The organism is Halorubrum vacuolatum (genome assembly GCF_900188065.1).
GTDB classification, from domain to species: domain Archaea; phylum Halobacteriota; class Halobacteria; order Halobacteriales; family Haloferacaceae; genus Halorubrum; species Halorubrum vacuolatum.
The window spans coordinates 67,293-81,777 of sequence record NZ_FZNQ01000014.1; the positions used below are offsets into that span (position 1 = coordinate 67,293).

The following is a 14,485-nucleotide window of genomic DNA, read 5'->3' on the forward strand; positions in this document are numbered from 1 at the left end:
AAGCAAGCAAAACAAGTTCTGATCCGTTAGCTGTTTATAAAAGCGGAGGCCGGGGAGGTTCGACTATTCGTCGAACTTCACGCAGGCGATCCAGCCGTTTTCCTCGGCGGCCTGACTCATGTCCGGGAAGTCACCACCGTCGATGTCTTCATCCGGTTCGCCATCCGGAATGTTCGTCACTTCCACGACGAGCAGGTCGTCGTTCACATCCTCCGGGGCGGCAGATGGGACAAGCGCAACCGAGCCGACGTGCTCGTACCAATCTTCGAGATCTTCGAAGCCGTTCGCGTCCTTGTACGCACCCCACGTCCGTGACCCAGCGGGTGCGCCGTTCGCGCAGGCCCAGAACACGAGTCCAGCCGTTGGAACGCTCGCGTCCGCAACGCGACCCTGGTCACTGTTTGCATCGATCTCGAGTGCCGATCGCCAGTCGCCGGGTTCGTTCGCGACCGCGAGATCGTAGCTCGCCGGCGCGCCGCCGGTGTTGGTGATCCGGAATCGGGTCCCAGTGCGACGGAAGTTGTCCCCCTCGTCCGCGTAGGTCGTGCACTCGTATCGGGCCGTCAACTCGGGACAGGCCGTTTCATCGACAGGGGAGCCGCAGAAGGTGACGTTGCTGATCGCGGCCTGCCGGCCACCGGGGTTGGTGAGGTCGGAGTCGAATACACCGTCGGGATCGTCGTCGGTGTCGGTGTCCCGGCCTCCGAAGGCACAAACCTGCTCGATCTCGTAGCCCGGCGACTCGTAGTAGATCGTCACCGGCTCGCACGGTTCCTCCTCCTTGCTGTCCCAGTCGGTGATCTCGATAACGTCCTCGCCCTCCGCGAGCACGAAAGAGCACCCTTCCTCGTCGATCACGAAGTCGTATTTCGCCAGGAACGACGCCCCCTCCGGACAGGAACACCGCTCGTGTGGGCCGCGACCTCGGCCGTTGTTGCCGCGCGCACTCGCCGGGCCGGCAAGGAGCGCACTCGTCACGCCTGTGGCGGCGATCCCCTGCAGGATTCGGCGTCTGTTCGCCAGTCCGACCGTCCCATCGTTTACATCTTCGTTCATGATTGTTCTGCGACTGTCGATACACTGGGTGAGATATTCACTACGCACCGCCTAACCGCGGGATAGCTCGATGGGAGTATCGCAAGCGGGGTCCTTATCAGTAGTTGAGAAGACCCAGCCGATCAGCCCTGTACAAAAATATTCGTCCGGTGAGATGTGGATCGAGCGATCAGTTTTGATCGTCAAACTTCACGCAGGCGATCCAGCCATCGTCTTCCGCTTCCTGACTCATGTCCGGGAAGTCAGCCGCGTCGATGTCTTCATCCGGTTCGTCATCCGGGATGTTCGTGGCTTCGGCCACGAGCAGGTCGTCGTTGACATCGCTTGGGGCACCTGATGGCACAAGCGAGACCGAGCCGACTTGCTCGTACCAGTCCTCGAGGTCATCGAATTCGTTTTCCTCCTTGTACTCACCCCACGTCTGTGCCCCAGCGGGTTCGCCGTTCGCACAGGTCCAGAAGACAAGCGCAGTCGTTGGGACGCTCGCGTCTGCGACAGGCGTGGTACTGCTATTCGCACCGACCGAAAGCCCACTACGCCAGTCACCAGGTTCGTTCGCAACTGCGAGATCGTAGGTCGTCGCCACAGGTCCGTTGTTGGTCACGCGGAAGCGCGTCCCGGTACGCCGGAAGTTGTCACCCTCGTCAACGTAGGTCGTGCACTCGTACGCGACCGAAAGGTCAGGGCACGTCTCGGGAACGCAGTCCCCGTCCACATCGGCGATGATGCGGATCTCGTTGTCCAGCGCGTCGAGCAGTTCGTCACCCTCGACGAGCCCATGTGACCGGGTTAGGATGCCGATACAGACACACTCGCCGACGGCGAGCGGGAATGCATTCTCTATGCCGACGACGGACACACCGGGTGTGTCGCCGAGATAGAACTCGACGCGGCGTTCGCCGACATCGCCGCCGACTCCTTCGGGTACTGTTGGCCACGATTCGTCGTCCTCGATGTGGACACAGATCGTCTCCTTGCCCTGATTGCAGATCTGGAAGACGTTGTCGAACTGCGACCGGGAGTTCGAGTTGATCCCCGATCCGAGCGGCGTGTCGCCGATCGTGGGGTTGTCGGGGTTCATCAACAACTCCATGTGCCCTTTCTCGTCTGGGTGCACGTAGCTCCCGTTCGGGGTCGGACACTTGTCCAGCCCGAGGTACGCGTCGGGGTCCTCGGCGACCGCGATGGTCACGTTTCGTTGTGACTCCACGCGCGAGAAGGCACCCGTACCGAGGAGCGCGCTCCCGCCCACAGAGGCCGACCCGATGCCGACGAGGAAATTTCTTCGTTGCATATTTAGATGCCTCCTTGGTTCATGTTCGAGATTCCTCTATCAGCTGTTGTTACTCTCCGAGTTGCCGTTCCCAACCGCGCCGGCACCGGGCGAATCAGCAGTGATGACGATCTCGTCGTCGATCAGGTAGTCGTTCTCCATCGCGTTGACGCTCTTGGTCACGGTCCGAAGGCCGATGTTGTCACACTCGCCGACTTCGAGCAGGACCTCTTCTCCCTCCTCAATGAACACGCGCGTGCCGTCATCGCGCACGAAGTAGAACGAGATGATCGGTTCGTCGTATCTCTCGTCAGGTGACTCCCAGTTCCCGCTCTCGTCGAATCCGGCCTCGGGGAGCTGGTAGGAGATCTGGGCGTCCGCTTTGCCCTGATTGCACAGGCGGAACAGGTCGTCGAAGTATGTGAACGAGTCGGAGTTCACACCCTGGCCACCGTTCGGGTTCTCGCCGATGTCGATGAAGAGATGCCCCTTCTCGTCGAGGTCAACATAGTTCGTGCTGTTGAGCGACTCCTCGATCACGCTCATTCCGAGGTACGCGTCCGGGTCCGCCGCGACGGCGATCGTCACGTTCCGCTGCGATTCAACGCGGGTAAACGCGCCCGAGCCGAGGAGTGCGCTTCCGCCGATTGCTGCGCCGCCAACGCCAACCAGGAAGTTTCGTCGTTGCATGGTTTTTCACCCGCATTCCGTGTGAGCTGTTCCACCGGAACCGATCACCCCGCTGAGGGTGGAATGCGCAACCATACACAGGACGGTATCCCACTTTGTTATGCAGAGCGACACGTTCGCCGACGATACCCCTAGAATGACTGAGCATTCTCCTATAAGCGGAGAGTCCGATCATAGAATCGTGGTAGGCAGCAGCGACTGTTTCGCGACGACCCGGTAGGCAGTGACCCATCGACGGAAGTGACACGCGATGGTGCCCCTAACAGATGGATAGCGAGCGGTTGTCCGGGGCTACCGGCCTCGATCCGTTCTCCCGTTTGGAGGCGAGCAGGAAACCCCCCCGATAGCCCCAGCGTCGTTCGGTTTTTCCCCTTCGTCGGGGAGACTGCTGAGTGGCAACGATCGCCTACCGGTCGGTTATGCCAATCGTAGCAAAGTATGAAAGAGACGTTAGGACGTGCAGTCGAGCGTCCTCGGCTCGAGGGAGACCCGATCGGCCGGGGAGTTGACATCACACATCATGGAAACCAATCATACGACGGTCGAGGGGTCGGTCGGCATCGAAACGGAGGTGGATACCGTGATCGGCCGGTCCAGTCTCTCCCGCGACGACGTCTTCGAGGCGCTGAGCAACGGACGTCGCCGGTGCGCGCTGTTTTATCTCCAGGAACAGTCGGCACCGGTCGCGCTCAGCGAGCTCGTCGATCACGTCACCGCGTGGCAGTACGACCAGCCACTGACGAACCTCAATCCGAGCGATCGCATGTGCATCTATTCCGCGCTCCGTCAGGTACACCTTCCGTATCTCGACGCAACCGGGTTCGTCGAATACGATCGTGAGGCCGGGATGATAACCGTCACCGACGCCGCGAGATACGCGAAGCTGTACCTGGAGTACGACCCGGGCAACGACATTCCGTGGAGCTGGCTGTACGCCGGTCTCGTCGCAATCGGCGCGATCCTTGGGGGCGCGAGCTATCTCGGGACATACCCCTTCGATTGGCTCGGCGGGCACCTCGTCATCGCTATCCTACTCGGCGTGTTCGGGACGGCGGCGTTCGGACATCTCCTGTACGAGCATCGCAACAGGCGATCCGCGGCCGATCTGTTCGGGGTGGAGCGATGAACCGCAGAATGTTCGTCGCGGGCATGGGTGCGACCGCACTCGGCGGCAGCGCCCTTCTCGCGAGCGGGGCCTCCTCCCGCGTGGAGTCACAACGGGGAGCGACGATCCGTGTCGTCGGCGACGAGGAGGCGTACCTAAGGCTCGTCTACAATCAAGAACCCCTGACGGTGAACTGCGATGGATCGATAGAGTTGGTCACGATTACAAATCAACTCAAGGAGACGATCGACGAGATCGTGATCGAAAACCTCACCGTCGAACCCGCAGACCTCGTGGTCAACGAAGGGACGCTGGCCGTCCCCGATCAAATCGACGTTGGCGAGATCGGTCGAATAACGATCACTGTCGAGTGTGAGCCAGGAACCGATACGACGAGCACTGTCTCGTTCGATATCATCGCCAAAGGTATCGACCAAGCCGTCATCGCTAACGGACACGTTGACAAACGATTCGTCGAGGTCAATTGCGAGTGTGCGCGGGTCGAAGGTTGCTCTCCGGGGTTCTGGAGGCAACCCGCATACCGCAACGGGATCTGGACCGATACCGACACCTACGGTCCGAGCGAGCGCGTCGCGGACGTGTTTACACTCGCCGTCACCGGTACACAGGGTCAAGGCGGGAACGCCGTGGATTTCGATGAGTTGACCCTACGCGAAGCGCTTGATGGGGGCGGCGGTTCGGGTGTATCCGGAGCCCAACAAATCTTGCTCCGAGCGGCAACGGCGGGACTACTGAACAGCCAGCATCCGGAGGTGAATTATCCGAAAACGGAGTCGCAACTGATCGCCGACGTGGACGCCGCGCTGGCGACGGAGGACCGTGAGAGGATTCTCGCGCTGGCTGCAGACCTTGATGAGGTCAACAATGAGGAGTGCCCGATCCGATTACGCTCGGAGGAAGAAGCCTAACGAAAGCGGATTTAAGACCTTGAAATCGAACCCTAGGGCACTCCTCAAAGACGACATGGATGGTCACGCCCACCGTCGAGTCATCCGCCGCTTCGTGCGTCTCTTGATCGAGGGTCGAACGGCTCGTCGGTGAAAAACTCCGACGAGGAGCACGCTTGCGAGGAAAATCATGCCGATGACGGCGAGTTGGCTCGGGGTACCGACGAACGCAGCTGGAACGTAGACGACCAGCCCAACGACCGCGATGATGAGATATCGCATCGCCCAGTCGTCATCGTGGTCGGACAGGTCGAGGAATGGAAAAAGCATGTTGGCGCGGTCGGTGAGCGCAACGAAGCCGGAATCTGCATCATAGGTGACGACACCGGCGTCCACCAGAGAGGGAATGTGCGTCTGATATAGCGAGACGTACGCGCGCTTCCGTTCCGCTCTATCGGGTCCACTGACCCCGACATCGCGGCTTGCCCCGGCCATCGAGTCGGCGATATCGGTGAGTGGAATCGCTTGGCCCGACTCTCGGAGCGACAGCAGCACGAACCGCCGGCGAGGATTAGCCAGCAGCTCGAAGATCTCATCGTCGGAGAGTGTCGTCGTTGCGCTATTCGATATCACAGTATCAAGTGAGTTACGCTCGGTCAGGGCTTTGTTATTGCCACCAAAACAGGAACGAGTGTGCGTTTAGGAGGGCCCCATGTGCTGTAACACTTCACCGCCGCTCCACACATGAGTTCGCCTTGGCGACGGATTTCGACAACGAATCGTCCCGTTATCGATGATAGAATTGCCTTGCCTGAACTGCCGGCTGTGAGCTAAAGAGTCGTGTCAAACAAAAGTATGCAGCCATACGATCAAGTGCTCTGCGATCGAGTTTGAACCCAGGGTTCGCTTGCATTTTCAAACGGTCGTATAGCTTCGTGCTCGTGCGCTTTGCCGTCTGAGGTCACCTTTAATCGATTATTTCATCTGTATTAAATAAGAACGGTATTGTCGGATATAAATTATAAACAAAAATAAATATATATGCGTACAATTCCTATTGGATCGAGATGAAACAGAGGATCGTGTATAGTACAATGGGCAAGGAGAATTCCGATCCGAACGCGTCCCACAAGTTCTCCGGTGGGACTGACGGTTCCATCCCGACGAACGAGCCACCATCACTGAGTAAGCCACCCGTACCGTCTGCTTCCAATCAAGAGGTCGATGAAATGCCCTTGGACGACCTGTTTGACGTGTTGCGTAACAGTCGACGTCGACGAGTGCTTCGATATCTCTTCACGAAAGACGATCGCACAGCCACAGTTGGGGAGTTGTCCGAGCAGGTCGCTTCGATAGAACAGGACGTCGAGGTTACCCTCATCACCTCGAAACAGCGCAAGCGTGTGTACATCGGACTCTACCAGACGCATCTTCCGAAGTTAGCCGATCTCGGCCTCATCGAGTACAATCGGGGTCGTGGAGTCGTTACATTGCTTTCTCAAGCGGATCAAGTCGAACCCTACCTGTTCGTGGTGCAAGAGAAGGCGAGCTGGAAATGGTGGATCAGCGCCGTATTGGTGCTCAGCTACAGCATAGTGGTCGGGATCATCGCGATCAATTATTCCGTTGTCGCTTCGATAATCTCAGTAATGATTACTGCCGGGGTGTTCCTTGGAGCCATGTTCTACTGGCGAAGATCCCTTCGGTTGTGATCTGCAGCTATCCGTGTTCGGGCAGGGGGCGTAGCCTTTTGTGCGGCCGCGCCGAACCGAGTGCCGATGGACGTCACCGACCATGCCGAGGAGCTCGCCTCCGACCTCGGCGTCGACAAAGAGGAGGTCACAGCCGACCTACGGAACCTACTGGAGTACAGCGTCCCGATCGAGGAAGCCAAACAGAGCGTTCGCCGGAAACACGGCGGCGGGAGCGGCGGATCCACCCCGACGCCATCGAGCGTCGACGTCGGCGAGATCTCGACCGACCACGGCAACGTCACCGTCACCGTTCGCGTGCTGAGCGTCGGCACCCGGACGATCCGCTATCAGGGCGATGATATCACGATCCGGGAGGGCGAACTCGCCGATCCGACCGGCCGGATCTCTTACACCGCCTGGCAGGATTTCGGTTTCGAGCCGGGCGACTCGCTCACGATCGGTAACGCCGGCGTTCGTGAGTGGGATGGCCAGCCCGAACTCAACCTCAACGAGTCGACGACGGTCGCCGTCGCCGGGGAGCCGATCGAGGTCGACTACGAGATCGGCGGCGACCGCGCGCTTATCGACCTCGAGGCGGGCGACCGCGGCCGCAACGTCGAAGTGCGGGTCCTCGAGGTCGACTCGAAAACGATCTCGGGACGCGATGGCGAGACGGAGATCACGGAGGGAGTGCTCGGGGATGAGACTGCCAAGCTGCCGTTCACCGATTGGCAACCCCGTCCGACGGTCGAGCCGGGTGCGGACCTCCGGATCGAGGACGTGTACATCCGCGAGTTTCGCGGCGTTCCCTCGATCAACCTCACGGAGTTCTCGACGGTCACGCCGCTTCCCGATCCGATCGACGTCGCCGAGGACGCCCCGCGGCTCCCGATCGCCGACGCGGTCGACTCGGGCGGGATGTTCGACGTCGAGGTCGTCGGCAACGTCCTCGAGATCCGCGACGGCTCCGGGCTCATCGAGCGCTGTCCCGAGTGCGGCCGGGTCGTCCAAGGTGGGCAGTGTCGCAGTCATGGCGCGGTCGACGCCGAGGACGACCTCCGCGTGAAGGCCATCCTCGATGACGGGACCGATACGGTCACCGTCGTCCTCGACGCCGACCTCACGGCCGAGGTGTACGGCGGCGGGCTCGATGCGGCGCTCGCGGCCGCGACGGAGGCGATGGACAAGTCGGTCGTCGCCGACGCGATCGCGGAGACGCTCGTCGGACGTGCCTATCGGGTCCGCGGAAACCTCTCGGTCGACGATTACGGCGCGAACCTCGATGCCTCAACGTTCGAGCGCGCGAGCGACGATCCGGCCGCCGAGGCGCGGGCCGCGCTCGCGGAGGTGCGCGAATGAGCGACGACGGCCCGGGCGCCCGCGAGGTCGCCTATCGACCCTTCGCCGCGGAGTTCGACGACGCCTCGCTCTCGTACTCCGAAAGCGACGAGGAGCGGGCCCCGAACTACGTCGTGACGCCGACGGGCGCACGGATCAACCGGCTCTTCGCCGTCGGCGTGCTTACCGAGGTCGAACGGATCAACGACGACACGCGGCGCGGTCGGATCGTCGACCCCTCGGGCGCGTTCGTCACCTACGCCGGACAGTACCAGCCGGAGGCACAGACGTTCCTCGAACGCGCGGAGACGCCCTCGTTCGTCGCGTTGACCGGCAAGGCACGGACCTTCGAGCCGGAGGACTCCGACCGGGTCTTCACCTCCGTGCGCCCGGAGAGCGTCAGCGAGGTCGACGCCGACACCCGCGACCGCTGGATCGTCGCGGCCGCCGAGTCGACGCTTGAGCGACTCGCGGTCCTCGAACTCGCCCGGAACTCCTCGCTCCGTGGCGACGACCTTCGGGAGGGACTTGAGGCAGGTGGAGCGCCCGGGCCACTCGCGGCGGGTATCCCGCTCGCACTCGACCACTACGACACGTCGGCGGCGTACGTCGAGGCCGTCCGACGGATGGCCGTCGACGCGCTGGAGGTGGTCGCCGGCGAGCGCACCGAGGTCCGCGCACACGACATCACCCCCGATGCAGGCGGCGACGTCGCCGTCGGTCCGCTCCCCGAAACGGCCGTGTCGATCGTGGAGGACGCGGTTTCCGATTCGTCCGGTTCGTCCGCTCCGGCGGTAGATTCGGCGGCTTCGACGGACTCAGGGGAACCGACGGATTCGGTTGATTCGGACGGATCGATCGATGACGGGTCCGACATGCCGGCGGAGACATCCGACAGAACCGCTGCCGAGACGCCAGCAGTATCCGCCGAAGCGACGACGGAATCGGATGCACTCGGTGACTTCGATGCTACGGAACCGGACGTATCCGAGGAGACAGCCGATCGGTCCGATTCGCCGGCTGTGGAAGCGGACTCGTCGCTTGACGATGCCGCCGATGTCGACGTGGGCACCGCTGTCAGCGATGCCGACGCGGACGACGCCGACTCCGTCGACGACGAGGGGATGTACGAGATGGACGACGATGAGCGCGATCGGATCGAATCGGAGTTCGGGACGGAGTTTTCGACCGGCTCGGAGGTCGACGATCCGGGCGAGGCCGACATCGACGTTCCCGAACCCGATCTCGACACCTCGGCGGAATCGTCGGCGACGGCGTCAGCGTCGACGACTGAGACCGGAGGACTCGGTGACTTCGATGCCGGCGATGCAACAGTGGAGGATCCAGCGGACGTCGTCGATGATCTCTCGGAGACGGTCTCCGCCGAGGACTCAACGGAGGACGCCGATGCGGGGGCGATCGAGGCCGATGCATCCGCCGGCGTCGACCTCGAAACGGCCGCCGTCGAGGCGATGGAGGCGCTCGATGACGGCGAGGGGGCCGACCGCGACGCGGTTATCGAGACGGTCGCGGACGAGCACGGAGCGGCCCCGGATGCGGTCGAGGACGCGATTCAGGACGCCCTGATGAGTGGGCGATGCTACGAGCCGGGCGACGGCCTGTTGAAAGCGATCTGATGGCCCCGAGGGTGACGCATGGCGCGGGTTGAGCCGGTCGTCGGCCGACCCGCCGCGGTCGCCGACCTCGGAGCCGAGCGGGTCCTGCTCGTCGCGGACGTGCACGCCGGGATCGAGGTCGGCCTCCGATACGAGCGCGGCGTCGAACTCGATAGCCACGCCGGGAAGCGTCGCGAACGTCTCGTGGAACTCCTGGAGACGACCGATGCGGACCGACTCGTCGTCCTCGGGGACCTCGCGCACCGCATCGGCGCGCCGGACGGCGCGGAGCGCGAGGAGTTGGATCGGTTGATCGAGACCGTTCTCGATCGGGTCCCGATGACGCTTGTGGAGGGGAATCACGACGGCGGAGTCGCCGAGGCGTTCGCCGACGACATCGACGTGATCCCACCGACCGGGGGCGTGTTGGCTTCCGACGGTGACGATGGGGACGACAGGGACGACGCCGGTCGCGTCGGCGTGCTCCACGGCCACACGTGGCCGAACCCGGCGCTGCTCGATGTCGACGTCATCTGTATGGGCCATGAACATCCACAGGTTCGCCTCGCCGATGCGGTCGGTGGCTCCCGGACGAAGCGCGCGTGGCTCCGAGGGGGTATCGATCCGGTGGCGTTTCTCGGGGACAGCGATGGCGACGCCGCCGAGGCGGCGAGCGATCCCTCCACGTCGACACCCCCGCCCGAACTCGTCGTCTTCCCGGCGTTCAACGAGCGCTCCGGCGGGACGTGGGTGAACGTCGAGGGGCAGTCGTTCCTCTCGCCGTTTCTCCCTGCGGCACTTCCCAGCGCGGACGCGTATCTCCTCGACGGGACGCGGCTCGGCGACTACCGACGGGTGTGAGCAGACGGCTCGCCGATCCGTGCGCGAAGCCGACCGGTCACTCGACCGGCTGGAACCGGAAGCCGTCCCACGACTGGCTCTCCGGCTCACGGATCCCTGCACCCGGCTCGCGGAGTTCGGCGACGTGGACCGGTTCGACGCGGTCGCCGATGGCGACGTCGAAGGGGTCGCCCGCGGCGTCCTCGGCGACTTGGCCCAGCGCGCGAACCGGCGGGCCGTCGTAGCCCTCCCCCAGGTCGAACTCGACGATGGCGAGCGTGTTCGGCTCGCGGACGCCCGGCGGGGTCGCCATCGAGGTCGTCCACGTGATGACCCGCGCGTCGTACTCGCCCAGATCGACCGTGCCGACGCGTTCGCTGCCGTTCGGGCCGACCGGATGCGGTGGATAGGTGATCGAGCCGTCGTCGTATTCGGCCGCCTCGAATACGGGGGTCGCCTCGGATTCCGTTCCACTGTTCTGGTCGCTCATTGGCTTGCCTCCATGATCGTGGTGGTGACACAGTTTCCGAACCCGCCGACGTTACACGCGAGTCCGATATCGGCCTCGACCTGTCGGGGTCCGGCGTTGCCGGTCAGCTGTTGATATATCTCATACACCTGTGCGACCCCGCTCGCGCCGAGGGGGTGGCCCTTGGATTTGAGCCCGCCGGAGGTGTTGATCGGGAGTTCGCCGTCGCGGTCGGTGACGCCCTCCTCGACGGCCTTCCATCCCTTGCCCTTCTCGAAGAACCCGAGATCCTCGCTCTGGAGGAACTCGAGGATGGTGAACATGTCGTGCAGCTCCGCGACGTCGACGTCGTCGGGACCGATGCCAGCCATCTCGTAGGCGATCGTCGAGGAGTCGACGACGCCGCCCATCGTCGTCGGATCGGCGCGTTCGTGGACGACGTGGGTGTCGGTCGCGCCGCCGATGCCGCTGATCACGGCGTACTCCCCTTCGGGAACGTACTCGGCGGCGACCGACTCCGGGCAGAAGACGAGCGCCGCCGAGCCATCGGTGATCGGACAGAAGTCGTACAGCCGGAGGGGGTCGGCGACCATCGGCGAGTCGAGCACCGTGTCGAGGTCGACCTCCTTGCGGAACTGCGCGTGGGGGTTGTCCACGCCGTTGCGGTGGTTCTTCACGGCGACCTTCCCGAGGCTCTCGCGAGGAGCGTCGTAGGTGTCGAGGTAGAGTCTCGCGGTGAGTCCCGCGAAGGAGGGGAGCGTCACGCCGTGTTTGTACTCGACCGGGTGGGTGAGCGAGGCGATGACGTCGGTCGCCTCCGCGGTGGTCCGATGGGTCATCTTCTCGCCGCCGACGAGCATCGTGAGCTCGCTCGCCCCGGCGGCGACCGACTGCCACGCGGCGTAGACGCCCGCACCGCCCGAGGAGGAGGTCTGGTCGATCCGCGCGGTGTACGCGGGGAGCGCGTCGAGGTCGTGTGCGAGCGCGTTCGGCACGCCCGTCTGGCCCTCGAACTCGCCGCTCGCCATGTTCGAGACGTAGAGGTGTTCGACGTCGTCGCCGTCGATACCGGCGTCCGAAAGCGCGGCCTCGCCCGCCTCCGCGAGTAGCTCGCGCACCCAGGCGTCACGCTGGCCAAACCGGGTCATCGACGCGCCAATGATTGCGACACGTTCCATGGGTTCCGATCCGCCCGGTGTGTGTAAAAAGACAGCGAGAGTTCCACGGGTCACCCGACCCGTGGTTGTGTGCCATCTCCACGAGTCGGTCGATGGTGGACTCGTCGACGACGCCAACGACGGACTGCCGATAGCCGGAGTTTTTATACGCACTATCGGTCGACGGCAATGGGACGTGAAATCTTTGAGCACGGCATCGAGGAACTGACGCGTCGTGAGCGGGTTTAAAGTGCATTCACTGACATTATTTTTATATTATAGAAAACATTTTTGCCCAACTATTGTGATCGGTAGTCCATGCAACGTCTCCGAATATACACACAGCGACCCGTGTCGGGTGATCGATGACCGACCTCACCCGTATCCCCGGCGTCGACGAGGCCCGCGCACAACGATTGCGAGAGGCCGGCTTCGAGAGCGTGACCGAGATCGCCCGTGCCGATCCGGGCGACTTGACCGCCGTTGACGACATCCACCACGACCGTGCCCTCAAATACCGGTCGGCCGCCAGCACCATCGTCGAGGACGAAGACGGTGGAAGCGATCGGGGATCCCGATCACCGGAGGAAACGCTCTCGATCGAGGGGAGGGATCAACAGATCGAACTCGGACTCGGAGAGGGAGTCGCTGATCAGCTCGAAACGCTCTCGATCGAGGGGAGGGATCAGCAGATCGAACTCGGACTCGAAGAGGGAGTCGCGAGCCAGCTACAACTGTTCGGGGATCACGAACTCAACCGGACGTTACGGGATACCCATCGAACCTTCGCGAGGGGCATCTACAGGGAGCCCATCCAGGATCGGCTCTTTACCTACGGGAATGGACTCACTCGGGAACTCCTCAGGGACGCAGGTGGCGCCGATCACGTGGATGACATCTTGGAGAACACGAAGGACATGATCGTCGCCGCTGTCGACAATTCACCGGCAGATCCCCTCGAGTCGTTCGAGAAACTCGTCGCCGCACAACGGGAGTTCACTGACGTAATCGAGAACCTGGCCGAGGCGGGAACGGTCACGCCGGAATCGTTCGAGCGGCTCAAAGGTTCGATGACCGCACTCGACGAGGTCCTCAACAGTGACAAGGCGGGAGCGCTCGAGGTGGCGATGGCTCAAGAGGAGTTCTGTCAGGCGGCGGTCCTCCTCGATGCGGAGCCCGCCGAGCTGGAGTTTGTCATCGACGTCATCCAACCGGAAGAAACGAAGGCCGAGCAAGGCGAAAGTTTCGATGTGACGACTTCGATAATAAATCTCGGCGAGGAAGCGGGCACACAGACTATCGAACTGTCGGTATTCGGCGAGAAAGTGGATGACATCGACCTCACCTTGCAGGCAAGTGAATCGAGGGAGGTAATCTTCGAAGACGTGGGGACTGACCAGTTCGAGCCCGGCGAAGGGGATGTCACCGTCAGCAGTCCCGATGACAGCGCCACCGGTACATTGCAACTCGTTCAGACTCGTGAGAAGCGCACGATCCACTGGGACTACGAGACTGAACAAGAGCAAGAAAATAACGCCCTGTATCGTCAGATGACTCCGAAGGCGGAGATTACCGGCGAATCAAACCTCTCTCCTGATGATGAGGTTGTGCTCGAACTGTTGACCGAACAGCAAGGTGAGAAATTGGACGAGCAGGAGATATCGATTGCAGAAGATGGGTCGGTCTCCGTCGTGTTTGATTTATCCCAGCACGGGCCAGGAGAGTATTTCCTGCAAACGAGCCCTCCCGCAGGGCACACGGAACTTGTCGTTAGGCGGAGAGACCAGAAGCGCAGGATCCATTGGGACTACGAGACTGAACTCGAGCAAGAAAATAACGCCCTGTATCGTCGGATTGATCCGGAGGCGGAGATTACCGGCGACTCAAACCTCTCCCCTGATGATGAGGTTATGCTCGAACTGTTGACCGAACAGCAAGGTGATAAATTGGATGAACAGCCGATATCGATTGCAGAGGACGGGTCGGTGAACGCCACGTTTGACGTGTCCGAGCACGGACCGGGAAGGTATTTCCTGCAAACGAGTCCTCCCGCAGGGCACACGCAGCTCTACGTTGAGCCGTCACCCGACGACAGTTGAGATACGAGAACGGCCGTCTTAACCGCTCGTTTGGTACGGAAGCCCGCTCAACCGACTCCGCCAGCGGATCGGTACGGACCTCACGGGGATGACGGCAGACAGTTCGGACACGAAACACCCGACGGGAGATCGGAATAGCACGATTTGGCCCTGTTGAAATCCTATTCTTCAGTCACTATGTAGAATGAGACAGACGGTAGGTAGAAAAGTGAATGGAGTATTAGAATCGATTACTCTGTT

13 protein-coding genes are annotated in these 14,485 nt (G+C 62.1%); 7 read left to right on the forward strand and 6 right to left on the reverse strand.

Annotated features, from left to right (window positions below; translation table 11 throughout):
* Nucleotides 1-63 precede the first annotated feature (63 nt).
* The 3 genes from CHB65_RS12400 to CHB65_RS12410 form a co-directional block, all read right to left on the reverse strand.
* Nucleotides 64-1,056 (reverse strand): hypothetical protein, encoded by a 993-nt coding sequence (locus CHB65_RS12400; protein WP_089385384.1) that lies wholly within the window; start codon nt 1,054-1,056, stop codon nt 64-66.
* Between the two features lie 169 nt (nt 1,057-1,225).
* Nucleotides 1,226-2,350 (reverse strand): DUF1102 domain-containing protein, encoded by a 1,125-nt coding sequence (locus CHB65_RS12405; protein ID WP_089385385.1) that lies wholly within the window; start codon nt 2,348-2,350, stop codon nt 1,226-1,228.
* 39 nt (nt 2,351-2,389) lie between these two features.
* Nucleotides 2,390-3,019, reverse strand: coding sequence for a hypothetical protein (locus tag CHB65_RS12410; RefSeq protein WP_245809968.1), 630 nt, complete (start codon nt 3,017-3,019; stop codon nt 2,390-2,392).
* Nucleotides 3,020-3,539: 520 nt separating this feature from the next.
* Here CHB65_RS12410 and CHB65_RS12415 point away from each other — a divergent pair.
* Both CHB65_RS12415 and CHB65_RS12420 read left to right on the forward strand, forming a co-directional pair.
* Nucleotides 3,540-4,145 carry a DUF7344 domain-containing protein gene (locus CHB65_RS12415; RefSeq protein ID WP_143420415.1) on the forward strand — a complete coding sequence of 202 codons (606 nt, stop codon included), beginning with the start codon at nt 3,540-3,542 and terminating at the stop codon, nt 4,143-4,145.
* Entirely contained in the window at nt 4,142-5,053 is a 912-nt protein-coding gene (locus CHB65_RS12420) for a hypothetical protein (protein ID WP_143420416.1), read from the forward strand. The genes CHB65_RS12415 and CHB65_RS12420 overlap by 4 nt, the downstream gene beginning before the upstream one ends.
* Nucleotides 5,054-5,116: 63 nt before the next feature.
* On the opposite strand, the gene CHB65_RS12425 is transcribed toward CHB65_RS12420, so the two are convergent.
* On the reverse strand, nt 5,117-5,665 hold the full coding sequence (locus tag CHB65_RS12425) for a DUF7344 domain-containing protein (RefSeq protein ID WP_089385388.1): 549 nt from the start codon (nt 5,663-5,665) through the stop codon (nt 5,117-5,119).
* Between the two features lie 434 nt (nt 5,666-6,099).
* Here CHB65_RS12425 and CHB65_RS12430 point away from each other — a divergent pair, with 434 nt between their 5' ends.
* The 4 genes from CHB65_RS12430 to CHB65_RS12445 all read left to right on the forward strand — a co-directional run bounded on the left by CHB65_RS12430 (nt 6,100) and on the right by CHB65_RS12445 (nt 10,541).
* Nucleotides 6,100-6,744, forward strand: coding sequence for a DUF7344 domain-containing protein (locus tag CHB65_RS12430; RefSeq protein ID WP_089385389.1), 645 nt, complete (start codon nt 6,100-6,102; stop codon nt 6,742-6,744).
* Nucleotides 6,745-6,810: 66 nt separating this feature from the next.
* Nucleotides 6,811-8,085: a Single-stranded DNA binding protein gene (locus CHB65_RS12435; RefSeq protein WP_089385390.1), complete on the forward strand. Its 1,275-nt coding sequence runs from the start codon at nt 6,811-6,813 to the stop codon at nt 8,083-8,085.
* Nucleotides 8,082-9,701, forward strand: a complete 1,620-nt coding sequence (locus CHB65_RS12440) for a hypothetical protein (RefSeq protein ID WP_089385391.1) — start codon at nt 8,082-8,084, stop codon at nt 9,699-9,701. The genes CHB65_RS12435 and CHB65_RS12440 overlap by 4 nt, the downstream gene beginning before the upstream one ends.
* A gap of 18 nt (nt 9,702-9,719) precedes the next feature.
* Nucleotides 9,720-10,541, forward strand: a complete 822-nt coding sequence (locus CHB65_RS12445) for a metallophosphoesterase (protein WP_089385392.1) — start codon at nt 9,720-9,722, stop codon at nt 10,539-10,541.
* A gap of 37 nt (nt 10,542-10,578) precedes the next feature.
* Here CHB65_RS12445 and CHB65_RS12450 read toward each other — a convergent pair whose 3' ends face one another.
* Together CHB65_RS12450 and CHB65_RS12455 are read right to left on the reverse strand one after the other, a co-directional pair.
* Nucleotides 10,579-11,010 carry a Zn-ribbon domain-containing OB-fold protein gene (locus CHB65_RS12450; protein ID WP_089385393.1) on the reverse strand — a complete coding sequence of 144 codons (432 nt, stop codon included), beginning with the start codon at nt 11,008-11,010 and terminating at the stop codon, nt 10,579-10,581.
* A complete protein-coding gene (locus CHB65_RS12455; protein WP_089385394.1) occupies nt 11,007-12,167 on the reverse strand; it encodes a thiolase family protein in 1,161 nt (386 codons plus the stop codon). Before CHB65_RS12455 ends, CHB65_RS12450 begins: the two co-directional genes overlap by 4 nt.
* 344 nt (nt 12,168-12,511) lie before the next feature.
* Here CHB65_RS12455 and CHB65_RS12465 point away from each other — a divergent pair, with 344 nt between their 5' ends.
* Entirely contained in the window at nt 12,512-14,245 is a 1,734-nt protein-coding gene (locus tag CHB65_RS12465) for a helix-hairpin-helix domain-containing protein (protein ID WP_089385395.1), read from the forward strand.
* Nucleotides 14,246-14,485: the final 240 nt, after the last annotated feature.